Origin of the sequence: Nocardioides sp. 503 (genome assembly GCF_004522095.1) — a bacterium.
GTDB lineage: Bacteria > Actinomycetota > Actinomycetes > Propionibacteriales > Nocardioidaceae > Nocardioides.
Map to the genome: position 1 here is coordinate 1,046,971 of NZ_SPUI01000002.1, position 24,006 is coordinate 1,070,976.

General features: G+C 71.4%; 25 protein-coding genes. 14 read left to right on the forward strand and 11 right to left on the reverse strand.

Annotated features, from left to right (window positions below; translation table 11 throughout):
* Positions 1-60: 60 nt before the first annotated feature.
* The 6 genes from E4622_RS06045 to E4622_RS06070 form a co-directional block, all read right to left on the reverse strand.
* On the reverse strand, positions 61-948 hold the full coding sequence (locus E4622_RS06045) for a hypothetical protein (RefSeq protein WP_134739122.1): 888 nt from the start codon (positions 946-948) through the stop codon (positions 61-63).
* The gene (locus E4622_RS06050) at positions 945-2,867 is read right to left on the reverse strand and encodes a hypothetical protein (RefSeq protein ID WP_134739123.1); all 1,923 of its coding nucleotides are present in this window, start codon (positions 2,865-2,867) and stop codon (positions 945-947) included. The genes E4622_RS06045 and E4622_RS06050 overlap by 4 nt, the downstream gene beginning before the upstream one ends.
* A 39-nt stretch (positions 2,868-2,906) precedes the next feature.
* Positions 2,907-5,033, reverse strand: a complete 2,127-nt coding sequence (locus tag E4622_RS06055) for a choice-of-anchor D domain-containing protein (protein ID WP_167735987.1) — start codon at positions 5,031-5,033, stop codon at positions 2,907-2,909.
* Positions 5,034-5,196: 163 nt separating this feature from the next.
* The gene (locus E4622_RS06060; protein ID WP_245155901.1) at positions 5,197-6,093 is read right to left on the reverse strand and encodes a COX15/CtaA family protein; all 897 of its coding nucleotides are present in this window, start codon (positions 6,091-6,093) and stop codon (positions 5,197-5,199) included.
* A complete protein-coding gene (locus E4622_RS06065; RefSeq protein ID WP_245155902.1) occupies positions 6,084-6,848 on the reverse strand; it encodes an ABC transporter permease in 765 nt (254 codons plus the stop codon). The genes E4622_RS06060 and E4622_RS06065 overlap by 10 nt, the downstream gene beginning before the upstream one ends.
* The gene (locus tag E4622_RS06070) at positions 6,845-7,780 is read right to left on the reverse strand and encodes an ABC transporter ATP-binding protein (protein WP_245155903.1); all 936 of its coding nucleotides are present in this window, start codon (positions 7,778-7,780) and stop codon (positions 6,845-6,847) included. Before E4622_RS06070 ends, E4622_RS06065 begins: the two co-directional genes overlap by 4 nt.
* A gap of 23 nt (positions 7,781-7,803) precedes the next feature.
* On the opposite strand from E4622_RS06070, the gene E4622_RS06075 reads away from it, so the two are divergent.
* The 13 genes from E4622_RS06075 to E4622_RS06135 all read left to right on the forward strand — a co-directional run bounded on the left by E4622_RS06075 (position 7,804) and on the right by E4622_RS06135 (position 17,341).
* The gene (locus E4622_RS06075) at positions 7,804-8,169 is read left to right on the forward strand and encodes a hypothetical protein (RefSeq protein WP_209021796.1); all 366 of its coding nucleotides are present in this window, start codon (positions 7,804-7,806) and stop codon (positions 8,167-8,169) included.
* Positions 8,162-8,569 carry a hypothetical protein gene (locus E4622_RS06080; protein ID WP_245155904.1) on the forward strand — a complete coding sequence of 136 codons (408 nt, stop codon included), beginning with the start codon at positions 8,162-8,164 and terminating at the stop codon, positions 8,567-8,569. The genes E4622_RS06075 and E4622_RS06080 overlap by 8 nt, the downstream gene beginning before the upstream one ends.
* A gap of 69 nt (positions 8,570-8,638) precedes the next feature.
* Positions 8,639-9,322, forward strand: a complete 684-nt coding sequence (locus E4622_RS06085) for a metalloregulator ArsR/SmtB family transcription factor (protein WP_134739126.1) — start codon at positions 8,639-8,641, stop codon at positions 9,320-9,322.
* A complete protein-coding gene (gene sufB, locus E4622_RS06090; RefSeq protein WP_134739127.1) occupies positions 9,319-10,737 on the forward strand; it encodes a Fe-S cluster assembly protein SufB in 1,419 nt (472 codons plus the stop codon). Before E4622_RS06085 ends, sufB begins: the two co-directional genes overlap by 4 nt.
* Positions 10,738-10,822: 85 nt before the next feature.
* Entirely contained in the window at positions 10,823-11,989 is a 1,167-nt protein-coding gene (gene sufD, locus E4622_RS06095) for a Fe-S cluster assembly protein SufD (RefSeq protein ID WP_134739128.1), read from the forward strand.
* Positions 11,989-12,324 carry a non-heme iron oxygenase ferredoxin subunit gene (locus E4622_RS06100; protein WP_134739129.1) on the forward strand — a complete coding sequence of 112 codons (336 nt, stop codon included), beginning with the start codon at positions 11,989-11,991 and terminating at the stop codon, positions 12,322-12,324. Before sufD ends, E4622_RS06100 begins: the two co-directional genes overlap by 1 nt.
* Before the next feature lie 47 nt (positions 12,325-12,371).
* Positions 12,372-13,127 (forward strand): Fe-S cluster assembly ATPase SufC, encoded by a 756-nt coding sequence (gene sufC, locus E4622_RS06105; protein ID WP_134739130.1) that lies wholly within the window; start codon positions 12,372-12,374, stop codon positions 13,125-13,127.
* Between the two features lie 4 nt (positions 13,128-13,131).
* Positions 13,132-14,388 carry a cysteine desulfurase gene (locus tag E4622_RS06110; protein ID WP_134739131.1) on the forward strand — a complete coding sequence of 419 codons (1,257 nt, stop codon included), beginning with the start codon at positions 13,132-13,134 and terminating at the stop codon, positions 14,386-14,388.
* A 3-nt stretch (positions 14,389-14,391) separates the two neighbouring features.
* Positions 14,392-14,859: a Fe-S cluster assembly sulfur transfer protein SufU gene (gene sufU / locus E4622_RS06115; RefSeq protein ID WP_134739132.1), complete on the forward strand. Its 468-nt coding sequence runs from the start codon at positions 14,392-14,394 to the stop codon at positions 14,857-14,859.
* On the forward strand, positions 14,859-15,245 hold the full coding sequence (locus tag E4622_RS06120) for a metal-sulfur cluster assembly factor (protein WP_134739133.1): 387 nt from the start codon (positions 14,859-14,861) through the stop codon (positions 15,243-15,245). Before sufU ends, E4622_RS06120 begins: the two co-directional genes overlap by 1 nt.
* A 17-nt stretch (positions 15,246-15,262) precedes the next feature.
* Positions 15,263-15,874 carry an acVLRF1 family peptidyl-tRNA hydrolase gene (locus E4622_RS06125; RefSeq protein ID WP_280633749.1) on the forward strand — a complete coding sequence of 204 codons (612 nt, stop codon included), beginning with the start codon at positions 15,263-15,265 and terminating at the stop codon, positions 15,872-15,874.
* Positions 15,871-16,377 carry a metallophosphoesterase gene (locus E4622_RS06130; RefSeq protein ID WP_134739135.1) on the forward strand — a complete coding sequence of 169 codons (507 nt, stop codon included), beginning with the start codon at positions 15,871-15,873 and terminating at the stop codon, positions 16,375-16,377. Before E4622_RS06125 ends, E4622_RS06130 begins: the two co-directional genes overlap by 4 nt.
* Positions 16,378-16,435: 58 nt before the next feature.
* Positions 16,436-17,341: a phosphotransferase gene (locus E4622_RS06135; RefSeq protein ID WP_134739136.1), complete on the forward strand. Its 906-nt coding sequence runs from the start codon at positions 16,436-16,438 to the stop codon at positions 17,339-17,341.
* Between the two features lie 5 nt (positions 17,342-17,346).
* Here E4622_RS06135 and E4622_RS06140 read toward each other — a convergent pair whose 3' ends face one another.
* The 5 genes from E4622_RS06140 to E4622_RS06160 form a co-directional block, all read right to left on the reverse strand.
* Positions 17,347-18,171: an ABC transporter ATP-binding protein gene (locus E4622_RS06140; protein ID WP_134739137.1), complete on the reverse strand. Its 825-nt coding sequence runs from the start codon at positions 18,169-18,171 to the stop codon at positions 17,347-17,349.
* Positions 18,168-19,202, reverse strand: coding sequence for an iron chelate uptake ABC transporter family permease subunit (locus E4622_RS06145; protein WP_134739138.1), 1,035 nt, complete (start codon positions 19,200-19,202; stop codon positions 18,168-18,170). Before E4622_RS06145 ends, E4622_RS06140 begins: the two co-directional genes overlap by 4 nt.
* A complete protein-coding gene (locus E4622_RS06150; protein WP_134739139.1) occupies positions 19,199-20,272 on the reverse strand; it encodes an iron ABC transporter permease in 1,074 nt (357 codons plus the stop codon). Before E4622_RS06150 ends, E4622_RS06145 begins: the two co-directional genes overlap by 4 nt.
* Positions 20,273-20,279: 7 nt before the next feature.
* Positions 20,280-21,302, reverse strand: a complete 1,023-nt coding sequence (locus tag E4622_RS06155; RefSeq protein ID WP_134739140.1) for an iron-siderophore ABC transporter substrate-binding protein — start codon at positions 21,300-21,302, stop codon at positions 20,280-20,282.
* An 87-nt stretch (positions 21,303-21,389) separates the two neighbouring features.
* Complete coding sequence (locus tag E4622_RS06160; RefSeq protein WP_134739141.1) at positions 21,390-22,331, reverse strand: neutral zinc metallopeptidase; 942 nt, start codon at positions 22,329-22,331, stop codon at positions 21,390-21,392.
* A gap of 71 nt (positions 22,332-22,402) precedes the next feature.
* On the opposite strand from E4622_RS06160, the gene E4622_RS06165 reads away from it, so the two are divergent.
* Positions 22,403-24,001 carry an ABC-F family ATP-binding cassette domain-containing protein gene (locus E4622_RS06165; protein ID WP_134739142.1) on the forward strand — a complete coding sequence of 533 codons (1,599 nt, stop codon included), beginning with the start codon at positions 22,403-22,405 and terminating at the stop codon, positions 23,999-24,001.
* Positions 24,002-24,006 lie beyond the last annotated feature (5 nt).

Below are 24,006 nucleotides of genomic sequence, written 5' to 3' on the forward strand. Positions count from 1 at the left end.
TAGGACCACACCACTCCCCGTGCAGAGCCCTCTCTCGTTGATCCGCCGACGTCGTGGGGGCTACCGCTTCGTGACCCGGAAGGTCAGGACCTGGGGCCGCGAGACGAGTCCGCTGGTCCCGGTGACGGTGATCGTCGCCTTGTAGGTGCCCGGCACGAGCCTCTTGGTGCTGTAGGCGATCGCGGTCCTGCCAGCGGCCTGCGTGCTCCGCAGCGTCGTGACCACCCGGGTGTAGGTGCACTTCTTCTTCGCCTTGTTCTTGGCGGTCTTCGGCTTGCAGACACCCGCGACCACGCGACCGACGGTGGGCTTGCCGACCAGGACCCGCGTGACCCCACGAGCCGAGGACGTGACCGAGAACGTGATGCGCTTCCCCTTGGCGACGGACTTGGGGGAGATGCCGGCCGCTCTGATGACGGGAGCGGCGGTCGGGTTCGCGGGCGGGGTGGTGGGGACGTCGAAGTGGGCAGCCACGGTCTTGCTGGCGTCCATCGTGACCACGCAGGGGTTGGTGCTGCCCGTGCAGCCACCGGTCCAGTACGAGAAGGTCGAGCCGGGGTCCGGCGTCGCGGTCAGGGTGACGACCTCACCGTCGTCATGCGTCGAGTCGCAGGAGGACCAACAAGGAAAACCAGCCTCTGCCCCCTGGACGCTGCTGCCGCCCAGGACCTGGACCCGCAGGTGGCGGGGCCGGCGGAACCTGGGTGTCACGGTGGTGCCGCCGTCCTTGACGGTGACCTCGCACTCCAGGTGCGTGCCGCAGTCGACCTCGTCACCCCACCCCAGGAGCTCGGAGTCACTGTCGGGTGCCGCGGTCAGGACGACCACGGCACCCACGGGCACGACGGGATCGGTGCAGGTCGTGCCGCAGTCGATGCCCGGCCCGCCGCTGGTGACCGTGCCGGTCCCGGTGCCGGTCTTGACGACGGAGAGGGGTGCGTGGTTCACCGTCCCGGTGACCAGCTCGCCGGTGACGTCGGCGGCGAGGCAGAACGTCGTCCGGCGCAGGCTACGCCTTGGAAGGCGGTCGGCCGCCGGCTCGACGCCTGTGCGACCGCACCGTTCCCCCAGTCTCCATCCAGGCCGGGGGCCTGGGCGATGAGGTAGCCGGCGGAGGCCGCCACGCAGACGTCGTCCGCGCTGCAGTCGATGTCGAAGATCCGCGAGCGCGGGGTGTCCTGGGGGAGATCGGCGATCGGCACCTCGTACCAGTCGAGCAGGTCCTCGGCGGGGTTCAGCCGCCACACGTGGCCGCCCCCGTCGCCGACCAGGCACCGGGTGGCGGAGGAGCAGGTCATGGCCCGCGGTGCCCACTCGACGGTGGAGGGCTGGTCGCCCTCGTAGAACCAGTCGTCCGTGGCGGGGTCCGTCGACGACAGGATGTGGCCCCCGTTCGTCACGGCGTAGCACTCGGTCGTCGTACGGCAGGTCACGACGCTGACCCAGTCGTCCGTGACGATCGGGTCGACGACCCAGGCGGCGGTGGTCGGCGCCGTCGAGGTGATGAGGTCGTCGTCCTGCGTGCCGAGCACGCAGAGATCGGCCGACGGGCACGACACCGCACGGATGGTCGCGGTGCCCGCGACGTTGCGGACAGTCGCGGTGCGTGCTCCGAAGGGGTCCTCGACCGTGACGATCTCGCCGTCCGTGTAGCCCACGACGCAGAGAGAGACGGTCGGGCAGTCGACCTTCTGCGCGGCCCGGCCGGACGGGTTGACCTGGGTCGTCGTCCACGCGGAGGCGCCCTCGGTCGGGGAGCTGCTCGAGAGCAGGTGGCCGGTGCCGTCGACGGCGACGCACGCCGTGGCCGAGAGGCAGTCGACGTCGGTCAGGCTGTTGAGCTCCTCCCGCACGCCGCTGGTGGTCCAGGTCGCGGTCGGGGCGGCAGCGTCGTCGGTGCTGATCATGCGGCCGTCGGTGGTCCCGATCACGCACGCCGTGCCCCCTCGCACGCAGCCGACGGCGCTCATGCCCTCCGCGTGCGTCGTGGTCGAGGTGAAGGACCCCCCGCCGACGCTGCGTCGGGCCGTCGTGCCGGCGGCGTCGATCTCGACGCACAGGCTCGTCGTCGGGCAGTCGAGATCGGTCGTCGAGTCCGCCGCGCGGCCCCGGCAGCTGGTCGGCGTGGCGCACGAGACCGTGACGTGGTGATCCACGACGTTGGCGATGGACCAGCTGGCGAACGGTGACCCGGGGGAGCTGATCGACTCCATCTCCTCGCCCTGCCCGTCGACGCCCTTGCAGAGCGTGCCGGGCGAGGCCGCGCACGAGACGTCGGCGAAGGGCGGGTTGTCGACGTAGTTCTGCACGTCCCAGGTCTGGAGCGGGTCCGTCGAGTACCACAGCCCACCGCCGGAAGGACCCCGTCCCGCGGCGGCGCACAGCGTGGGAGTCGCGCACGAGACGGCCGTCAAGGCATGGTCCTGTTCGAGGACGACCCTCCAGGACGACTCGGTAGCGGGCTCGTCCGAGCCGTACATCAGGCCGGACTCCGACACCGCGAGACAGAACGATGCCGTGGCGCACGAGATGTCGGTGAAGCGCAGCGCGTGGTCGGTGAAACGCTCCGTCCACGGCCCTGCGGTGCCCGGCGCCGTGCGGACGACGCCGTACTGGCTCACCGACGCGCAGAAGCCGACCGACGGGCAGGAGACGCCGGTGACCCGGGCGCGGGCGCTGAACGGCGCCTCGCTGACGACCTGCTGCGACGTGCCCCAGGTGACGGTCTCACCGATCTCGTCGGTCTCCTCGGGATCCGCAGCGGTGGCCGGGCCGCTCACGGGACCCACCAGGACCCCGAGGCTGGCGACGATCACCGCCAGGACCGACAGCAGTGAGATCGACAGCCTCGTTCGACGAGCGAGCACAGGTCCCTCCTCAGGTGTGCGGAGCGGCACGGTGACCTGCTAGCCCCCCACGCCGCTCAGTGGCACGTGGCCGGTCAACGCGCCGGGTGCGGTGATCGCGATGGAGGCGGTGGCACTGCCCGCCTGACTGGGATCGAAGCCCACCTGGAAGAGGCACGTCGCGTTCGGCGCGAGGACCTTCCCGGCGCACTCGTCGGGATCGATGAGGAACTGGCCAGGCACGTTCTCGTCCTCGAGCGCGAAGCTGATGACCCCCGAGGGCAGTTCGCCGGTGTTCCTCAGCACCAGGGTCCGTTCGGAGTACCCGACAGCCACCGGGATCGTCCCGAAGTTGATCGAGGTGGTGGGGGCCACCGAGAACATGGCCGGTGCGCGGACGGTGCCCTCCAGCGAGGCGGTCGTGGTCCCACCTGGCTGGCCGCTCACGACGAGCGCGGCCGACCTCCCGCCGTGGGAGCCCGTGGGCTCGAACACGACGGTCACCGAACAGGTGGATCCGGAGGTGAGCGTGGCGCCACCGCACCCATCGCTGACAATCCGGAACTGGGATGCGTCCGGGCCTGTCAGCTGGCTGCTCAACGCGCCGGTGGTGGCGGCATCGAGGTTGGTGACCGTGAACGACGTGGCCTGCGTGGTCTCTCCGGCGAAGGCACTGAACGAGCGGCTGGAGGGGGCGACCGTCATCGGGCGGCCCGAGCCTGTGAGATCGATGACGACGATGCCGCCGGGGGTGGAGCGCAACGAGAGCTGCGCCGTCTTGGCGCCGGGTGACGTGGGCCGGAAGGCGACCTCGATGCTGCACGACTGTCGGGGAGCGACCTGGGGTGAGCAGTTCTGCCACCCGAGCTGGAACTGATCGGCGTCGGGGCCGGTGATGGTCACGCTGACGTCCGTCTTGGTGTCGCCGGTGGCGTTGCCGGGACTGATCGTCTTGGTGCCGCTCTGGTCTCCGACGGCGACCGTCTCGAAGTCCACCTGGGAGTTCCAGATCCAGAAGCCCGTCTCGCCGGTCCCCGTGAGCATGAAGCTCAGGTCGCCTCCCGGCGCGGCACTGACCCAGAGCTTCGCGTACAGGGGGCCCTGAGCGCGCGCCTCGAGGTTCACCGAGACCGTGCACGACTCGCCGACATCGAGCGTCACCCCGGCGCAGGTCTGCGACACGATGTTGAAACCCGTGGCCGCGCCGTTCTCGATGGCCGGCTCCGCGATCACCCCGGACTCGTAGGTGCCGTCGTTGGAGATGGTGAAGGTGGTGGTGGGGGTGGCCACCCGCTGGGGGACCGTGCCGAAGTCCTGGCCGCCGACCCCGCTCGTGAGGTGCGCCCCCAGCGGGTCGACGCCCGTGCCCTGAAGACCGGTGGTCGCCGAGACGAGGCCAGGCCCGGCCCCCGCGCGGACAGTCAGACTGCCCGCTTTGGTCCCGGGGCCGGCGGGGCTGAAGCTCACGACCAGGTTGCACGCGGAGCCGACCCGCAGCGGCTTGCCGGCACACCCGTCGGTGACGATCGCGAAACCGCTGTCGCCGGTCAGTGCCGCGCGGGCCAAGGCGGGCAGCGGTCCGGTGCCCGTGTTGGTCACGGTGATCGTCTTCTGGGCAGGGGCGGACCCGATCGCGACCGTCTGCCAGTCGTAGGACGTCGGGGCGAGCGTCAGCTTCCCGCCGGAGGGGGCGGCCGGCCCGGACGCCGTGACCCGGATCGGCTTGGTGCCGACCCGGCAGTTGTTCCTCTCGTTGCGCTCGCGGACCTTCTTCTTCGCGTCGGCGCAGACGACCAGGTAGTAGGACCCGGCCGTCGTTCGGGCAGGGATCGCCACCGAGATGTTGCGGGAGAGTGACTTCCTCGGTCGCAGGGACGTCATCTTGCCGGCGGCAGCGAGAGCGGTGTCACCGCCGACCTTGCGATCCCGGGACAGGGACAGGGAGACGACCGACGCACCGGCGGCCTTGCTGCCGGTGTTCTTGACCGTGGTCGAGATCCGCGTGCTCGTGCCGGCCTTCACCGAGGACGGGACGGAGACCTTCGCGATCGTCAGGTCGGGCCTGCCCCCGGCGGCGGACGCCCGGCTCGGGGCCACGAGGGCCGTCAGCGCCAGCGCGAGGAGCAGCACCGAGATCGCGGTCCGCGAGGCCGGACGCGAGCGCCCCACCGCCTGAGCAGTAGTCACGTGTCTGCCTCTCGTGCAGGGTCGGGCGGGCCGAGCCCTCATCAAGAGTCCCGATCGCCTTGAGCGGTCGACAATAGCGGGGAACGCGGTTCCCTGCAGTCCTTGCGGAGAAGCGGGCTAGACCACGTCGGGAGTGGCGCCGGCCGAGGTGCGGAGGACCGTCTCAGGCCGCCGGTGACCCGGAGGTGCCTCGGTGGACGACCGTCACCAGCACCCACGTGACGCACGCCGAGATGAGCGCGGCGCCGAGCATGTGGAAGCCGACCAGGATCTCGGGCAGGTCAGTGAAGTACTGCACGAAGCCGATGGCGCCCTGGCCGATCGACACCGCGAGCAGCACGACGACGGCCCGGCGCGCCTCGCGCGACGCCCCGACCGCGGCCAGGGCGCAGAGGAGGCCGATGCCGAGGCCGACGAAGAGGAAGACCGAGTCGGCGTGGAGCTGGCTGACCTGGAGCGGGTCGAGGTTGTTGCGCTCGGAGTCGATGTCACCCGCGTGGGGGCCGGAGCCGGTGACCACGGTGCCGAGGTAGAGCACGACCCATGCGGACGCGAAGGTCAGCCACGCCAGCCAGACCAGGCCGCCCGAGGCCCGCGTGGGGGCCGGGTGGTCGATCCGGCGGAGGAACAGCACCGCCAGGCCGATGATCGCCATCGAGCAGAGCAGGTGGAAGGAGACGATCCACGGGTTCAGCTCGGTGAGCACCGAGATGCCGCCGATGACCGCCTGGGCCGGGATCCCGAGCGCCAGGATGATGGAGAGACGGCGCAGCTCACGCCGGCCGGTCTGCCAGGCCGAGACGAACGTCGCCACGGCGATCGCCACGAGGACGAAGGTCAGCATCCGGTTGCCGAACTCGATCGCGGCGTGGAGGGTCAGCTCGCCGTGCGGGCGGAACGACTCCTCGGTGCACCGCGGCCAGGTGGGGCAGCCGAGGCCGGAGCCGGTGAGCCGGACGGCGCCGCCGGTGACGACGAGCATGATGTTGGCGACCAGGGTGGCCCAGCCCAGCGGCCGCACCCACGGGGCCAGGGTCCAGCGCGGGTCGCTCACTCCCACGTGAACGTCCTCGCGGTGAGGACGGCGCCCCCGACGGCCCAGCCGACGAGCACGGCGAGCTCGCGCCACGCGACGGCGGAGTCGATGAGCGCGTCGCGCATGGCGTTGCCGAGCGCGCCGGAGGGGAGCCAGCGGACGACCTCGCCGAAGTCGCCGTACGCGGAGGTCGGGAGCACGACGGCCCCGCCGGCGAGCAGCAGCAGGTAGACCAGGTTGGCGGCGGCGAGCGTGGCCTCGGCGCGCAGCGAGCCGGCGAGCGCGAGGCCCAGGCCGGCGAACGCGGCGGTGCCGAGGACGAGGGCCAGGACCGTCGCGACCACGTCGACGCGCGGGGACCAGCCCATCGCCAGGCCCACACCGGAGATGACCGCGACCTGCAGCACCTCGACGAGCAGCAGGGCGCCGACCTTGCCCGCGAGCAGTCCGGTGCGGGACAGGGGAGAGGTGCCGAGGCGCTTGATGACGCCGTAGCGGCGCTCGAAGCCGGTGGCGATCGCCAGCGAGGTGAACGCCGTCGACATGATCGCCAGCGCCAGGACGCCGGGGGTGAGCACGTCGACGGCGGGCCGGGAGAAGTCCAGGCCGATGCGGTCGGAGCCCTGCACGCCGCCCACCAGGACGATCGCGGGGATGACCACGGCCAGCAGCAGCTGCTCGCCGTTGCGCAGCATCAGCCGCGCCTCCATGCCTGCCTGCGCGAGGACCTGGCGGGGGAGCGGCGCGGCTCCGGGCATCGGGGTGAAGGTGCCGGTCACGGGGTGAGCTCCCCTCCGGTCAGGTCGAGGAAGACGTCCTCGAGGTTGCGCTGGCCCAGCGTCAGCGACTCCGGCAGCACGCCCTGCTCGTCGCACCACCGCGACACCTTGGCCAGCGTCGAGGCGTCGGCGGGGCCGGTGACGAGCAGGCTCACGGCGTCGAGCTGGGACACGACGGTCTCGGGACCGAGCGCCTCGCGCAGCGAGTCGGGGGCGCCGTCGGGGAAGGGCTGGGTCACGACCAGGCGGATCGTGGTCACCGTGCCGCCGCGCGTCAGCTCCAGCGGCGTGCCCGACGCGACGAGGCGGCCCCGGTCGATGATGTGGATCGTGTCGGCGAGGTGCTCGGCCTCGTCCATGTAGTGCGTGGTGAGGACGACGGTGACGCCGTCGGCGCGCAGCTCCTCGAGCAGCTCCCAGGTCGTACGCCGCACGGCCGGGTCCATGCCCGCGGTGGGCTCGTCGACGAAGACCACCTCGGGCCGTCCGACCAGCGCGAGCGCCAGGGCGAGGCGCTGCTGCTGGCCCCCGGAGAGCCGCCGGTAGGGCGTGCGGCCGCAGTCGCCCAGCCCGATCCGCTCCGCCAGCATGTCCACGTCGAGCGGGTGGGCGTGCAGCTTGGCCATGTGGCGCAGCATCTCCATCGCGCGCACGCCGCTCCACGCGCCGCCGCCCTGGAGCATGACCCCGATGCGGGGGTGCAGCTCGGAGCGCTGGCGCACGGGGTCCAGCCCGAGGACCCGGACGGTGCCCTGATGGGGCGTGCGGTAGCCCTCGCAGGTCTCCAGCGTGGTGGTCTTGCCGGCGCCGTTGGGGCCGAGCACGGCGGTGATCGTCTGCTGCTCCACGGTGAGGCTGAGGCCGTCCACCGCAAGCTTGTCGCCGTACCTCATCACCAGGCCGTCGACGGAGACGGCGGGGATGGCGGGCACGGTCGCAGTCTAGGGTTGCGGCCGTGAACGTCTGGGTCATGGGTGCGGTGCTCGTGCTGGCCGCCGTGACCTTGCTCGCGGTGGCGGTGCTGCTCGCCCGCGACGAGCCCGCCGGCGACCGTGAGTTCGTGGTCATGGGCGTGGCCGAGGCCGTCCTGCTGGTCCAGCTCGTGCTGGGGCTGGTCCTGCTGAACGGCACGGAGCGCGACGTGTCGGGGGTGCTGTTCGTGAGCTATCTGGTGGGCGTGGCGCTGGCGCTCCCGATCGGCGCCTTCTGGTCGCTGGCCGAGCGCTCCCGCGCCGGGACCGCCGTGCTCGGCGTCGCGACGTTCACCGTCGTGGCCCTCGAGCTGCGGCTCTGGGCGATCTGGGGTGGCGCCGGTGCGTGACCTCTCCGCCGGGCCCGGACGGGTGCTGGTCTTCGTCTACGGCGTGTTCGCGGTGGCCGCGACCGGCCGCTCGCTGGTCCAGCTCGGCGCCGACGCCGACCGCGCGCCGGTCGCCTACTCGCTCTCACTCCTGGCGGCCGTCATCTATCTCGTGGCGACCACCTGCCTGCTCCTGGGCGGGCCGCGCGCCTGGCGGTTCGCGGTCGTGGCGTGCTCGGTCGAGCTCGCCGGGGTGGTGCTCGTCGGGGTGCTCAGCTACGTCGTCACCGACTGGTTCCCCGACAAGACGGTGTGGTCCCACTTCGGCCAGGGCTACGGCTTCCTGCCGCTGGTCCTGCCGTTCTTCGGCCTCGCCTGGCTGCGCGCTACGAGACCCGCGTCACACCCCACCGACGGGTAAGGCTCACCTTGCTTGAACGCCCGTAGGCATTAACGTCACACTGGTGTTGTGATATTCGACGAGGCGCCCGTGACCGGGCCCGACCAGACGACGCGCCAGCGTGTCGTGCGGTCGATCCTCGTCGACGGGCCGTCCACCGCCGCGGCGCTGGCGGAGCGGCTCGACCTGACGCCGGCCGCCGTACGCCGCCACCTCGACCAGCTGGTCGAGGAGGGCGCCGTCGAGGCGCGCGAGCCCCGCTCCCAGGCCGTCCGCGGCCGCGGCCGCCCGGCCAAGCTCTTCGCGCTCACCGAGGTGGGCCGCGACGGCTTCGACCAGAAGTACGACGACCTCGCCGTGCTGGCGCTGCGCTTCCTGGCCGAGACCGGGGGCGAGGACGCCGTACGCGCCTTCGCCGACCGCCGGGTCGCCTTCGTCGAGGAGCGCTTCGGGCCGCTGATGGCCGCGGAGCCCGACCTCAGCCCGGCCGAGGTGCTCGCCCGGATCTTCACCGAGGAGGGCTACGCCGCCTCGGTGCGCCAGCTCCCCGTCGTGGGGGAGCAGCTGTGCCAGCAGCACTGCCCGGTCTCCCACGTCGCCCACGAGTTCCCGCAGCTGTGCGAGGCCGAGACCGCGGCGATCAGCCGCGTGCTCGACCACCACGTCCAGCGCCTCGCCACCATCGCGCACGGCGACGGGGTCTGCACCACGTGCATCCCCGCTGCCGCCGCCACGCCAGGCTCGACCAACCAGAAGGAGAGGGTCACCGGATGACCTCCATCGAAGAGCTCAACCCCGAGCTCCAGGGAATCGGCCGCTACGACTTCGGCTGGGCCGACACCGACGTCGCGGGTGCCACCGCGAAGCGCGGCCTGAGCGAGGACGTCGTCCGCAACATCTCCGCGCTCAAGAACGAGCCGCAGTGGATGCTCGACCTCCGCCTGAAGGGCCTCAAGCTCTTCCACCGCAAGCCGATGCCCACGTGGGGCTCCGACCTCGGCGCGATCGACTTCGACAACATCAAGTACTTCGTGCGCTCCAGCGAGAAGCAGGCCGCGACGTGGGACGACCTCCCCGAGGAGATCAAGAACACCTACGACAAGCTCGGCATCCCCGAGGCGGAGAAGCAGCGCCTCGTCTCCGGTGTCGCCGCGCAGTACGAGTCCGAGGTCGTCTACCACTCGATCCGCGAGGACCTCGAGGCCCAGGGCGTGCTCTTCCTCGACACCGACACCGCGCTGCGCGAGCAGCCGGAGCTGTTCCAGGAGTACTTCGGCACCGTCATCCCGGTCGGTGACAACAAGTTCGCCGCGCTCAACACCTCGGTGTGGTCGGGCGGCTCGTTCATCTACGTGCCCAAGGGCGTCCACGTGGACATCCCGCTGCAGGCCTACTTCCGGATCAACACCGAGAACATGGGCCAGTTCGAGCGCACGCTGATCATCGTCGACGAGGACGCCTACGTGCACTACGTCGAGGGCTGCACCGCGCCGATCTACTCCTCCGACTCGCTGCACTCCGCCGTCGTGGAGATCATCGTGAAGAAGGGCGGCCGCTGCCGCTACACGACCATCCAGAACTGGTCCAACAACGTCTACAACCTCGTCACCAAGCGGGCCGTCTGCGAGGCCGGCGCCACCATGGAGTGGGTCGACGGCAACATCGGCTCCAAGGTCACGATGAAGTACCCCGCCGTCTACCTCATGGGCGAGCACGCCAAGGGCGAGACGCTGTCGATCGCCTTCGCCGGCGAGGGCCAGCACCAGGACGCCGGCGCCAAGATGGTCCACGCCGCGCCCCACACGTCCAGCTCGATCCTGAGCAAGTCGGTGGCGCGTGGCGGTGGCCGCACGTCGTACCGCGGGCTGATCCAGATCAACGAGGGCGCCCACGGCTCCAAGTCCAACGTGCTCTGCGACGCGCTCCTGGTCGACCAGATCAGCCGCTCCGACACCTACCCCTACGTCGACATCCGCGAGGACGACGTCTCGATGGGTCACGAGGCGAGCGTCTCCAAGGTCTCCGACGACCAGCTCTTCTACCTGATGTCGCGCGGCATGGAGCAGGACGAGGCCATGGCGATGATCGTGCGCGGGTTCATCGAGCCGATCGCCAAGGAGCTCCCCATGGAGTACGCCCTCGAGCTCAACCGGCTCATCGAGCTCCAGATGGAAGGGGCCGTCGGCTGACCCCGACGCCTCTCCCGACACACCTGCAACGCGAGGAAGACACGTAGTGACTGTGACCGATGCTGCACGCGAGAGCGTGGAGTCGATGCTCGAGACGAAGAAGATCGAGAGCCACCTCAACCCGGCCGGGTCCTTCGACCTGGCCGACCACCCCGTCCCGACGGGCCGCGAGGAGATCTGGCGGTTCACCCCGCTCAAGCGCCTGCGCGGGCTGCACGCCGAGGCGGAGTTCGGCGCCCCGACGAGCACCACGGACTGGAACACCCCGTCCGGAGTGCGCGTCGAGGTCGTCGAGGGTGACGAGGCCCGCGCCCTGCGCGGCGTGAGCGGGCTGGTTCCCAACACCCGCTTCGCCGCGCGCGTGCTGGCCGAGGTGCCCTCGACCCTGCTGGTGGACGTGCCGGCCGAGGCCGAGGTGGCCGAGCCGATCCACGTGACGGTCCAGGGCCAGGACGCCGGCGCCGCCGAGGCGGCCCACGTCGTCCTGCGCTTCGGCGCCCACAGCCGCGCCGTGGTGGTCCTCGACCACACCGGCCACGCCTCGCTCGCCCAGGTGGTCGAGGTCGTCGTCGGCGACGGCTCGCAGGTCTCCGTCGTCTCGCTGCAGGACTGGTCCGACGACGCCGTGCACCTGACCCACCACGAGGCCAGCGTCGGTCGCGACGCGACGTACAAGCACGTGGGCATCAGCTTCGGCGGGGACGTCGTGCGCATGGACTCCAACGTCCACTACGCCGGTCCCGGCGGGTCGGCCGAGCTGCTCGGGCTCTACTTCGCCGACGAGGGCCAGCACATCGAGCACCGGCTCTTCGCCGACCACAACGAGCCCCGCACCAAGAGCAACGTCGTCTACAAGGGCGCGCTGCAGGGCCAGGGCGCCCACACGGTCTGGGTCGGCAACGTCCTGATCCGCCAGGTCGCCGAGGGCATCGAGACCTACGAGGAGAACCGCAACCTCGTGCTCACCGACGGCTGCCAGGCCGACTCTGTGCCGAACCTCGAGATCGAGACCGGCGAGATCGAGGGCGCGGGCCACGCGTCCGCGACCGGCCGCTTCGACGACGAGCAGCTGTTCTACCTCCGCGCCCGCGGCATCGCCGAGGCGGAGGCCCGGCGCCTGGTCGTGCACGGCTTCTTCAACGACCTGATCCGCAAGATCGGCGTCCCCTCCCTGGAGGAGAAGCTGATGGCGACCGTCGAGGACGAGCTGTCGAAGAACGTCCTGAAGGACGTGACGGAGGTCGGCGCCTGATGGCCTTCGAGCTCGCCTGCGCCCTGAGCGACGTCCCCACCGACGAGGCCCTCGGGGTCACCGTCGGGGGCGTCGACCTCGCGGTCGCGCGCCACGAGGACGAGGTCTTCGCGCTGCAGGACCTCTGCTCCCACGCCGCGGTTGCGCTGAGCGAGGGCGAGGTCGAGGACTGCACCGTCGAGTGCTGGCTCCACGGCTCGCGCTTCGACCTGCGCACCGGCAAGCCGAGCGGCTTCCCCGCCACGGAGCCGGTCGCGACCTTCCCGGTCGAGGTCCGCGACGACGGCGTCTACGTCGACGTCTCCGGCACCCTCAACGGCGTCCGTCCCAGCTGAGGTCCAGCACCTCCACCCCCGAACTTCCGCAGAACCTAGGAGACACAATGAGCACCCTCCAGATCACCGACCTGCACGTCTCGGTCGACACCGAGGACGGCCCCAAGCAGATCCTCAAGGGCGTCACGCTGACGATCGACGACGGCGAGACGCACGCGATCATGGGCCCCAACGGCTCCGGCAAGTCCACGCTGGCCTACTCGATCGCCGGCCACCCGAAGTACACCGTCACCGGCGGCAGCGTCACCCTCGACGGCGAGGACGTCCTCGCGATGTCGGTCGACGAGCGCGCCCGCGCCGGGCTGTTCCTAGCGATGCAGTACCCCGTGGAGGTGCCCGGCGTCTCGGTGTCGAACTTCCTGCGCACCGCCAAGACCGCGATCGACGGCGAGGCGCCCAAGCTGCGCCACTGGGTCAAGGACGTCAACAAGGCGCTCCAGGACCTCAACCTCGACCCGTCCTTCGGCACCCGCTCGGTCAACGAGGGCTTCTCCGGCGGCGAGAAGAAGCGCCACGAGATCGCTCAGCTGGAGCTGCTCGACCCCAAGGTCGCGATCCTCGACGAGACCGACTCGGGCCTCGACATCGACGCGCTCAAGGTCGTCTCCGCCGGCGTCAACCGCTTCCGCGCCAAGGAGGGCAAGGGCGTCCTGCTGATCACGCACTACACGCGGATCCTGCGCTACATCACGCCCGACCGCGTGCACGTCTTCGTCGACGGCAAGATCGCCGACCAGGGCGGCCCCGAGCTCGCCGACGCGCTCGAGGCCGAGGGCTACGACAAGTACCTCACGAAGGTCTGACCTCATGGACGGTCTTCTCCCCGAGCTGGACGTCATCCGCAAGGACTTCCCGATCCTCGAGCGCACGTTCGACAACGGGCAGCCGCTGGTCTACCTCGACAGCGCCAACACCTCGCAGAAGCCGCAGGTGGTCATCGACACGATGGTCGACCACCTGGAGCGTCACAACGCCAACATCTCCCGGGCGATGCACCAGCTCGGGGCCGAGTCGACCGAGGCCTTCGAGGGCGCGCGCGACAAGGTGGCGACGTTCATCGGGGCGCCGGACCGCGACGAGGTCATCTTCACCAAGAACGCCACCGAGTCGCTCAACCTGGTCGCCAACACGCTCGCGTGGGCGACCGGCGACCTGGCCGTCGGCGAGGGCGACGAGGTCGTCATCACCGAGATGGAGCACCACTCCAACATCGTGCCGTGGCAGCTCCTGACGCAGCGCAAGGGCGCGACGCTGCGGTGGTTCGGGCTGACCGAGGACGGCCGCCTCGACCTGTCGAACCTCGACGAGCTGATCAACGAGCGCACCAAGGTCGTCTCGCTCACCTGGGTCTCCAACATGCTCGGGACCATCAACCCGATCACGCAGATCGCCCGCCGGGCCCACGAGGTCGGCGCGATCGTCGTCGTCGACGCCTCGCAGGCCGTGCCGCAGCTGCCCGTCGACGTCGCCGCCTCGGGCGCCGACCTGCTGGCCTTCACCGGCCACAAGGTCGTCGGGCCCACGGGCATCGGCGTGCTGTGGGGCAAGCGGGCCGTGCTCGACCAGCTGCCGCCGTTCCACGGGGGCGGCGAGATGATCGAGACCGTTCGCATGGACATCTCGACGTACGCCGGCATCCCGCACAAGTTCGAGGCCGGCACCCCGCCGATCATCGAGGCCATCGGCCTCGGCGCTGCGGTCGACTACCTCGGCCACATCGGCATGGAGGCCGTGCACGCCCACGAGCAGGCCATCACCGGCTACGCGCTCGAGGGACTGGCCACCGTGCCCGGCCTCAAGGTCCTCGGCCCGCTGGAGGCCCGTGAGCGCGGCGGGGCGATCTCCTTCGAGGTCGAGGGCGTCCACCCCCACGACATCGCGCAGGTGCTCGACTCCCGCGGCATCGCGGTGCGCGCCGGGCACCACTGCGCCAAGCCGGCGCACGCGCGGTTCGGCGTCCAGAGCTCGACCCGGATGTCGTCGTACCTCTACACCACACCGAGCGAGATCGACGCCCTCGTCGAGGGGCTGGAATACACCCGGTCCTACTTCAAGTTGGGTTGAGAGATGAGCAACGAACTCGACGCGCTGTACCAGGAGATCATCCTGGACCACTACAAGCACCCCCACCACCAAGGGCTCCGCGAGCCCTTCGAGGCCGAGGTGCACCACGTCAACCCGACCTGCGGCGACGAGGTGACCCTGCGCGTCCACGTCGACGACGGGGTCGTGACCGACGTGTCCTACGACGCCGTCGGCTGCTCGATCTCGCAGGCCTCGACCTCGGTCATGGCCGACCTCGTGATCGGCAAGCCGGTCGCCGAGGCCATGGGCATCCACCAGGAGTTCCTGACCCTGATGCAGGGCAAGGGCACCGTCGTGCCGGACGAGGACGTCCTCGAGGACGGCATCGCGTTCGCCGGTGTCGCTAAGTTCCCGGCGCGCGTGAAGTGCGCTCTACTGTCATGGATGGCCTGGAAAGACGCCACCACCCAGGCGGTCCCGTCCGACGCGACCGCATCGAAGGAGATCTGATGGCTGACACTAGTTCTATCAACTATGGCGACCTGCCCGACGTACCCGAGGCCACCGGCACGGGCGGAGGCACGGCGACCGTGTCGATCGACGACGTCACCGAGGCCATGAAGGACGTGGTCGACCCCGAGCTGGGCATCAACGTCGTCGACCTCGGCCTCGTCTACGACGTCCACGTCGACGAGGGCAGCAACGTCGTCCTCGACATGACCCTGACCTCGGCGGCCTGCCCGCTGACCGACGTGATCATGGACCAGACCAACTCCGCGCTGGAGGGCATCGTCAACGACGTCGCCATCAACTGGGTCTGGATGCCGCCCTGGGGCCCCGACAAGATCACCCCCGACGGCCGCGAGCAGCTGCGCGCCCTCGGGTTCAATGTCTAGGGCCTGACCTGATCCTCATCCCCGCCGCCCGCGTCGAGCGCTGGGTCGCCAACTTCGGCGATCGGCACGGCGGCGCCTCGCTCGCGGTGAGGGACGGTGTCCTGGTCGGGACGGCCGAAGACGGGTCGGACTTCACCGCGGTCCTGCCGTTCGCCGCGCCGTACGGCGGTCCGCCGGACGCGCCGTCGTTCGCGGGCGCCGTGGCGTCGGTCGTGCCGTCGGACTGGGGCGTGCTGCTGGTGCGCAAGGGCGGCTTCGCCGTCGCGCGGATGGCGGGGGAGACGTTCGCGGAGTCCAAGACCGGGCAGCGCCACGTGCAGGGGCGCACCAAGGCCGGGGGCCAGTCGCAGCAGCGCTTCGCCCGGCGCCGGGACAACCAGGCCCGCCAGGCCTACGAAGCCGCCGCCGAGCACGCCGCACGGATCCTGGGCGCCGGGTCGCGCCCGGTCGTCGTCGGCGGTGACCACGCCGCCGTCGAGGAGGTGCTGGCCGACCCGCGCCTGTCCTGGCTCTCCGTGGTGGAGCCGTGGCTGCCGGTGCCCGACCCGCGTCGCGGGATCCTGGAGCAGGCCGCGCGCGACGCCTGCGCCGCGCGCTTCGACGTGCGCAACGCGGGAGAGGCGTCGTGACCAGGCTGCTGCTCCTGGCCGACACCCACGTCCCGAAGCGGGCGCGGGACCTGCCCGAGCAGGTCTGGGCGGAGGTGGAGGCCGCCGACGTGGTGATCCATGCGGGTGACTGGGTCGAGCCGTCCCTGCTCGACGCGCTGGAGGACCGGTCGCGATCGCTGCTGGCCTGCTACGGCAACAACGACGGCGCCGAGCTGCGGCGGCGGCTGCCCGAGGTCGGTCGCGCGGTGATCGGCGGCGTGCGCTTCGCCGTGGTGCACGAGACCGGTGACGCCAAGGGCCGCGAGTCGAGGTGCGCGGCGGCCTACCCGGACGACGACGTGCTGGTCTTCGGGCACAGCCACATCCCCTGGGACACCACCACCGCCACCGGCCTGAGGCTGCTCAACCCGGGCTCGCCGACCGACCGACGGCGTCAGCCGCACTGCACGTACGTGACCGCGGTGGCCCTCGACGGTCGTCTCGAGGACGTCACGCTGCACCGGCTGCCGCCTCGACGCTGACGGGCGTTCGAGGCCCGGTTGCAGGGCCTGGGAGCCCGGATCGGCTAGCGTCCGAGTCATGTGGCAGCCCGAGCCCGGGTGGCACCCGCTCCCCGGCGGCACCGGCACGTCCACGGTCGGCGTCTGGCGCACGTCGCTCAGCGGCCGCCCGATGGTGGTCAAGCGCCTGGCGCGCCCCGGCGCGGACGACCCGTCGGAGCTCTCGGACCCGCGCCACTTCGCCTACTGGCGCCGTGAGGCCGACGTCCTGGACTGCAGCCTCACCGCCTCGACACCGGGGCTGCGCGCGGCGCCGGCCGCGGTCGAGGAGGACGGCGAGGGGATCACCGTCACGCGCGAGTGGGTCGAGGACGCCGCGGTCAGCGGCCTGTTCGCGGCCGTGTCGCTCGGGCGCTTCGCCGGCGCCGGGCTGCCGTCCCTGGCCTGGCTGGCCAAGGACCAGCTCCGCACCCGCGTGAAGCGGCTGGAGGCGCGCGGGGGCTGGCGCACCCTGGAGCGGACCACGGTCGCCGACATCGCCGACCACCTGTGGACCCGGCGCGCCACCATGCTGGAGCTCAGCGAGTCGCTGCCGCAGGTCGCCCAGCACGGTGACCCGGCGCTGGCGAACTTCCCGGGTCGCCACGGCGACGACGTCGTGGCGATCGACTGGGCGACGCTCGGCACCGGCCCGGTCGGCGCGGACCTCGGGCTGCTGTCGCTGGCCACCCGCGAGGAGTTCGAGCCGCTGCTGGACGCCTACCTGCTCGGCCTGCCCCCCGACGTCGCGACGCCCGACGAGGTGCTCACCGGCGCCCGGATCACCGGTGTCTTCACGGCCCTCACCCGGGCCGAGTGGGCGCTCTCCCGGGTCGCCGGGGGAGAGGGCGCCCTCGCCGGCAAGTACCGCCACCCCGCCGTCGCGCCCCACCTGCGCGCCCTGCAGCGGCAGTTCCCCGCGATCGAGGCCCTGCTCGGCTGGTGAGCGGGTCAGCGAGCCGGTGCGGCCGAGCCCGGGGCGACGTGGTGGCGTCCGATGGGCAGCATCAGCGGCCGCCCCGAGACCGGGTCGACGATGACGGTGCAGTCCATCCCGAAGACCGTGCGCACCGTCTCCTCGGTCAGCACGGTGTGGGGCTCGCCCGCCGAGTGGAGGCGTCCGTCGGCCAGCGCGACCAGGTGGTCGGCGTACCGCGCGGCGAGGTTGAGGTCGTGCAGGACCATCACGATGGTGGTGCCGCGGGTCCGGTTGAGGTCCGTGAGCAGGTCGAGCACCTCGATCTGGTGGCTCACGTCGAGGTACGTCGTCGGCTCGTCGAGCAGGAGCAGGTCGGTCTGCTGGGCCAGGGCCATCGCGATCCACACGCGCTGGCGCTGACCACCTGAGAGCTCGTCGACGGCGCGGTCGGCGAGGTCGACGGTGTCGGTGGCCTCCAGGGCGGTGGCGACGGCCGCGTCGTCGTCCGCGCTCCAGCGCGAGAGGACGCGCTGGTGCGGGTTGCGCCCGCGACCGACCAGGTCGCTGACCGTGATGCCCTCGGGCGCGACGGGTGCTTGGGGGAGCAGCCCCAGCGTGCGGGCCAGGGTCTTGGCGGGCAGCTTGTGCACCTGCTCGCCGTCGAGGAGGACCTGGCCCTGACGAGGACGAAGCAGCCGCGTCATCGAGCGCAGCAGCGTGGACTTGCCGCAGGCGTTGGCCCCGACGATGGCGGTGATGCGACCGGCCGGGACGACCAGGTCGAGGCCCTCGATCACGGTCCGGTCGCCGTAGCCGAGCGTGAGCTCGTCGACGGTGAGCGTGTGGCGACTGGTCACAGGGAGCCTCCGGCGCGGTTGGTGCGGACGATCAGGTAGACGAGGTAGGGCGCGCCGAGCACGCCGGTGATGACGCCGACGGGGTAGCGGTGGTCGAACGCGTACTGGCCGGCGAGGTCGGCGACCAGCACGAGCAGGGCGCCCACCAGCGCCGAGGGCACCAGCAGCGAGACCCCCGGTCCGATGATCCGGGCGGCGATGGGACCCGACAGGAATGCCACGAACGCCACCGGGCCGGCGGCGGCGGTCGCGAAGGCGACCAGACCGACGGCGGCCACGATGACGACGAGGCGGGTCCGCTCCACCCGGACCCCGAGCGCGGAGGCCGCGTCGTCGCCGAGCTGCAGCGTCTCCAGGTCGCGGGCCCTCTGGAGCAGCAGCGGTCCCAGCACCGCGAGGGCGACCAGGGTGGGTACGACGTCCTCCCAGCCGGCGCTGTTGAGGCTGCCCGTGAGCCACCGAGTGGCCTCCTGCAGGTCCCACTGCGCCGCGCGGCTCAGGACGTAGGCCGTGACGCTCTCGAGCATGGCGGCGATGCCGATGCCGATGAGGATCAGCCGGGTGCCGGCCACGCCGTCGCGGAAGCTCAGCACGTAGATCAGCAGCGCGACCCCCAGCCCCACCACGATGGCGAAGACCGAGACCGCCGTGCCCGAGAGCCCGAGGGTCACGATCGCGAACGCCGCCGCCGCGCTGGACCCGGCGCTGATCCCGATGATGTCGGGGCTCGCGAGCGGGTTTCGGAGCATGGTCTGGAAGGTCACGCCCGCCAGTCCGAAGCAGGTCCCGACGAGGAGGGCCAGCACCGCCCGGGGGAGCCGGAGCCGGCCGACGGTGAACGAGGCGCCCGGCACGTCCTCGCCCAGGACGACGCGGAGGACGTCGGCGGGCGGGTAGAAGGTGCGTCCCACCATGAGGCTGGCGGCGAAGGTGCCGGTCACGAGCACCGCGAGCACCACGACGACGGCGCGACGCCGCACGACGCGCCGGGCCCGCCCGCGGGACACCCGCTCGATGGTCTGCGCGGTCACAGCGCGCGCACCTTCTGGCGACGGACCACGTGGATGAAGAACGGCGCGCCGACCAGGGCGGTGATGATGCCGACGTCGATCTCGCTGGGCCGCGCGACGATCCGGCCGAGCACGTCCGCCGCGGTCAGCAGCGCGGCGCCGCCCACCGCCGAGAAGGGGAGCAGCCAGCGGTGGTCCACGCCGACGAGCAGGCGGCACAGGTGAGGCACCACCAGGCCGACGAAGCCGATGGGTCCGGCGACCGCCGTCGCGGCACCGCAGAGCAGGACCGCGCCGAGGGCGGCGGCGCCGCGGGTCAGCGCGACCCGCTGGCCGAGCCCGGCCGCGACGTCGTCGCCGAGGGCGAGGGAGTTGAGGCCGCGGGCCGACGCCAGGCTCACGAGCAGTCCGACGAGGAGGAACGGCAGGACCAGGCGGATGGTCTCGAACGACGCGCCCCCGACCCCGCCGATCTGCCAGGAGCGCACCCCGCCGGCGATGTCGCCGCGGGGCAGGACCACCGCGGTGATGAACGAGGCGAACGCCGCCGACGTGGCGGTGCCTGCCAGGGCGAGCTTGAGCGGTGTCGCCCCGCCCCGGCCGAGCGACCCGACGACGTACACGAACACCGCCGTGGCGGCGGCGCCCAGCAGCGCCATCCAGATGAAGCTGGACGGGGCGGTCAGCCCGAACCAGGCGATCCCGCAGATCACGGCCAGGGAGGCGCCCATGTTGACGCCGAGGATGCCCGGGTCGGCCAGCGGGTTGCGCGTCACTCCCTGCATGACGGCGCCGGACAGGCCGAGCGCACCCCCCACGGTCACGGCCAGCAGCGTGCGGGGGATGCGCTTGTAGACCGCCGCCTCCTCCAGGGTGTCGCTGGACCCGCCGAGCGCCGCCAGGATGTCGGCCCAGGCGACCTCACGGGAGCCGATCGCGAGCGACACCACGGTCAGGCCCAGCAGGAACGCCAGGCTGGCCAGGAGCCAGACGGCCCGCAGCCGACGGGGGCGCCGCACCCGCGCAGCGCTCCCGCCCGGCGCGGACGGGTCGGACGTGACGCCGGCAGGCGCCGAGGGGCTCGCAGTCACCGGGCTGCTAGGCGCCCGCGGCGTCGGCCAGCATGGCGACGTAGTCCTCGAGGACGTAGGAGATCGAGAGCGGCGTCGGGTTGGCGGCGGTGCCCAGGGGTGAGTCGGGCAGCAGCACGATCGCGTCGTTCTGGACCGCCGGCATCTTCGAGAGCAGCGGGTCGCTCTTCAGCGCGTCCACGAGCTCCTGGTCGCCGTAGGTCACGATGACCTCCACGTCGTCGAGCTGGTCGATCTGCTCGGCGCTGAGCGTGCCGGAGAACTCGTCGGTCTCCGCGGACGCGGTCTCGATGCTCGCGGGCGTCGCCAGGCCGAGGTCCTCGAAGAAGCGCGCGCGGGTGTCGTGGGTCGTGTAGTAGCTGACCTCGCTCAGGTCGGTGGTGTCGACGTGCGTCAGGAACATCGCCGACGTGCCCTTCAGGGTCGGCTGCTCGGCCACCGTGGCGGCGATCTCTTCCTCCAGGTCGGCGACGAGCTCCTCGCCCTCGGTCTTCATGCCCATCGCCTCGCTGGCGAGCAGGATCATGTCGCGCCACTCCGTCGACCAGGGCGCCTCGGGGTAGGCCACCACGGGGGCGATCTCGCTGAGGGTGTCGTAGTCCTCCTGGGTCAGGCCGGAGTACGGCGCCAGGATCAGGTCGGGCGCGGTGTCGGCCACCGCCTCGAAGTCGATGCCGTCGGTCTCGTCGAAGAGGACCGGCGTCTCCGCGTCGAGCTCCTCGAGCGTGGCGCTCACCCAGGGCAGCAGCCCGTCGCCGTCGTCGTCGCCGAAGTTGGCGGCGGCCATGCCGACCGGGACGACGCCGAGCGCCAGGGGCACCTCGTGGTTGGCCCAGTTGACGGTCGCGACCCGCTCGGGCTTCTCCTCGATCGTGGTCGTGCCGAGCGCGTGCTCGATGGTGATCGGGAAGGACGCGGAGGAGGCGGGGGACCGGTCGTCGGAGTCCGTGTCGTCCGAGGAGTCGCCGCAGCCGGCGAGGAGGAGGGACGCGGCGGCGAGGGAGCCGACCAGCAGGCGCAGTGAGCGCACGGCAGTGACCTTTCGGCAGAGAAAGAGTGGTTAGCCTTACCTAACCACCACTCACGCCAGGAGGGCGAGCCGGGGTCGCGCCGTCGGTCAGACCCGGCGGCCGTCGAAGGTGTCGCACGCCGACAGCGTGCCCTGGTCGAGACCGACCTCGAACCAGCGCTGGCGCTGCTCGGCGGAGCCGTGCGTCCAGGACTCCTCGGTGACCTGTCCCTGGGTCTTGCGCTGGATCCGGTCGTCGCCGACGGAGGCCGCGGCCTCGAGGGCGAGGTCGATGTCCTGCTGGGTGAGCTCGGCGAAGAGCACGTTGCCGTCGGCGTCCTCGGTCTCGCGCGCCGCCTTGGTCCACATGCCGGCGTAGCAGTCGGCCTGGAGCTCGAGCTTGACCGCGTCGCTCTGCGGGCCCTTCTGGGTGCGGACCTTGCTCATCGTGCCGAGGAGGTTCTGGATGTGGTGGCCGTACTCGTGGGCGAGCACGTAGGCCTCGACGAAGCCGCCGTCAGGGCCGCCGAGCTGGTCCTCCAGCACCTGGTCGAAGAAGGTCGAGTCGAGGTAGATGGTCTGGTCGGGCGGGCAGTAGAACGGGCCGACGTCGGCCGTGGCACCGCCGCAGCCGGTGTCGACCGAGCCGGAGAAGGTGACCAGGCCCTGCTCGGGGGTGAAGTCGTCGCCGAGCTCGCCGCCCCAGTAGTCGAAGAGCGAGTTCTCGACCGCCACGCGCTGGCAGTCCTTGTCCTCGTTGGCGTCGTTGCCGTCCTTGCACTTGGTGTAGCGGCCGGTGTCGCTGACCCGGCTCGTGTCGAACGCGCCCCCGGCTCCGCCGGTGCCACCGCCACCGCCGCCGCCGGTGAGGTCGATCCCGGAGCACTGCGCGACGACGAACAGGACGACGAGCAGGATGACCCCGCCGATGCCACCCCCGCCGACGCCGCCCGGGATGGGCAGGCGCGAGCGCGAGCCTCCGCCACCGGCGCCACGGCCCGCGTCACGGGTGCGGCCGGTGTCGAGGCGGGCCTTGGGGTTGAAGCGCATCGGCTTCCTCTCGTCGTTCGGGCATACCGGGCCGCAGTACCCGAATGGGCGTACCTACACTAGTGACCCTCATGATCACTGCCCACCAGCTCGAAGTACGAGCCGGCGCGCGGCTCCTCATGGACAACGTCAGCTTCCGCGTCGCCGCCGGCGACAAGGTCGGCCTGGTGGGCCGCAACGGCGCCGGGAAGACCACGCTCACCAAGATCCTCGCCGGCGAGGCGCAGCCCGCGTCCGGACAGGTCACCGCCACCGGCGACGTCGGCTACCTCCCGCAGGACCCGCGCACGGGGGACCCCGAGGTCCTGGCGCGCGACCGGATCCTCTCCGCGCGCGGTCTCGACGACGTCGTACGCCGCCTGCGCGAGTCCGAGGAGCAGATGGGCAGCGACGACACGGCGGTCTCCGAGCGGGCCATGAAGCGCTGGACGCAGGCCGACGCCGAGCTGCACGCCGGGGGCGGGTACGCCGCCGAGTCGGAGGCGGCCACCATCGCCGCCAGCCTCGGGATCCAGGAGCGCATCCTCGACCAGCCGCTCAAGACCCTGTCCGGTGGCCAGCGGCGCCGCGTCGAGCTGGCGCGCATCCTCTTCTCGGGCGCGGAGATCCTGATCCTCGACGAGCCCACCAACCACCTCGACGCCGACTCGATCGTGTGGCTGCGCGACTTCCTCAAGGCGCACAAGGGCGGGTTCATCGTGATCAGCCACGACAACGCGCTGCTCGAGGAGACCGTCAACAAGGTCCTGCACCTCGACGCCAACCGCATGACCATGGACGTCTACAACATGGGCTGGCGCCACTACCTCACCCAGCGCGAGACCGACGAGAAGCGCCGCAAGCGCGAGCGCGCCAACGCCGAGACCAAGGCCAAGACGCTCACCGACCAGGCCAACAAGATGCGTGCCAAGGCGTCCAAGGCGGTCGCGGCGCAGTCGATGCTCAAGCGCGCCGAGAAGATGATGGCCGGCCTCGAGGGCGAGCGGCAGGCCGACAAGGTCGCCAACATCAAGTTCCCCTCGCCGGCGCCGTGCGGCAAGACGCCGCTCATGGCCGAGGAGCTGTCGAAGTCCTACGGCTCGCTGGAGGTCTTCACCGACGTCGACCTGGCGATCGACAAGGGCTCCCGGGTGGTCATCCTGGGTCTCAACGGCGCGGGCAAGACGACGATGCTGCGGATCCTCGCCGGCGTCGACCAGTCCGACACCGGCCGGGTGATCCCCGGTCACGGCCTCAAGCTCGGCTACTACGCCCAGGAGCACGAGACGCTGGACACCAGCCGCACGGTCCTGGAGAACATGCAGAGCGCGGCGCCGCAGCTCACCGACACCGAGGCGCGCAGCGTGCTCGGCTCGTTCCTCTTCTCCGGCGACGACGCCAACAAGTCCGCCGCCGTGCTGTCCGGCGGCGAGAAGACCCGGCTGGCCCTGGCCAGCCTGGTCGTCTCCAGCGCCAACGTGCTGCTGCTCGACGAGCCCACCAACAACCTCGACCCCGCGTCGCGCGAGGAGGTGCTGGCCGCCATCCGCACCTACGAGGGCGCGATCATCCTGGTCACCCACGACGAGGGCGCCGTGCTCGCCCTGGAGCCCGACCGGGTGCTGCTGCTGCCCGACGGCGACGAGGACCTCTGGAACGACGAGTACGCCGACCTGGTGTCGCTGGCCTGAGCGGC

What these genes read in the sequence shown, in the direction of transcription:
- sufB (WP_134739127.1), top strand. Translation starts at nt 9,319, where the DNA reads ATGACCTCCATCGAAGAGCTCAACCCCGAGCTCCAGGGAATCGGCCGC.
- E4622_RS06120 (WP_134739133.1), top strand. Translation starts at nt 14,859, where the DNA reads ATGGCTGACACTAGTTCTATCAACTATGGCGACCTGCCCGACGTACCC.
- E4622_RS06165 (WP_134739142.1), top strand. Translation starts at nt 22,403, where the DNA reads ATGATCACTGCCCACCAGCTCGAAGTACGAGCCGGCGCGCGGCTCCTC.
- sufU (WP_134739132.1), top strand. Translation starts at nt 14,392, where the DNA reads ATGAGCAACGAACTCGACGCGCTGTACCAGGAGATCATCCTGGACCAC.
- E4622_RS06100 (WP_134739129.1), top strand. Translation starts at nt 11,989, where the DNA reads ATGGCCTTCGAGCTCGCCTGCGCCCTGAGCGACGTCCCCACCGACGAG.
- E4622_RS06110 (WP_134739131.1), top strand. Translation starts at nt 13,132, where the DNA reads ATGGACGGTCTTCTCCCCGAGCTGGACGTCATCCGCAAGGACTTCCCG.
- sufD (WP_134739128.1), top strand. Translation starts at nt 10,823, where the DNA reads ATGCTCGAGACGAAGAAGATCGAGAGCCACCTCAACCCGGCCGGGTCC.
- sufC (WP_134739130.1), top strand. Translation starts at nt 12,372, where the DNA reads ATGAGCACCCTCCAGATCACCGACCTGCACGTCTCGGTCGACACCGAG.
- E4622_RS06135 (WP_134739136.1), top strand. Translation starts at nt 16,436, where the DNA reads ATGTGGCAGCCCGAGCCCGGGTGGCACCCGCTCCCCGGCGGCACCGGC.
- E4622_RS06160 (WP_134739141.1), bottom strand. Translation starts at nt 22,331, where the DNA reads ATGCGCTTCAACCCCAAGGCCCGCCTCGACACCGGCCGCACCCGTGAC.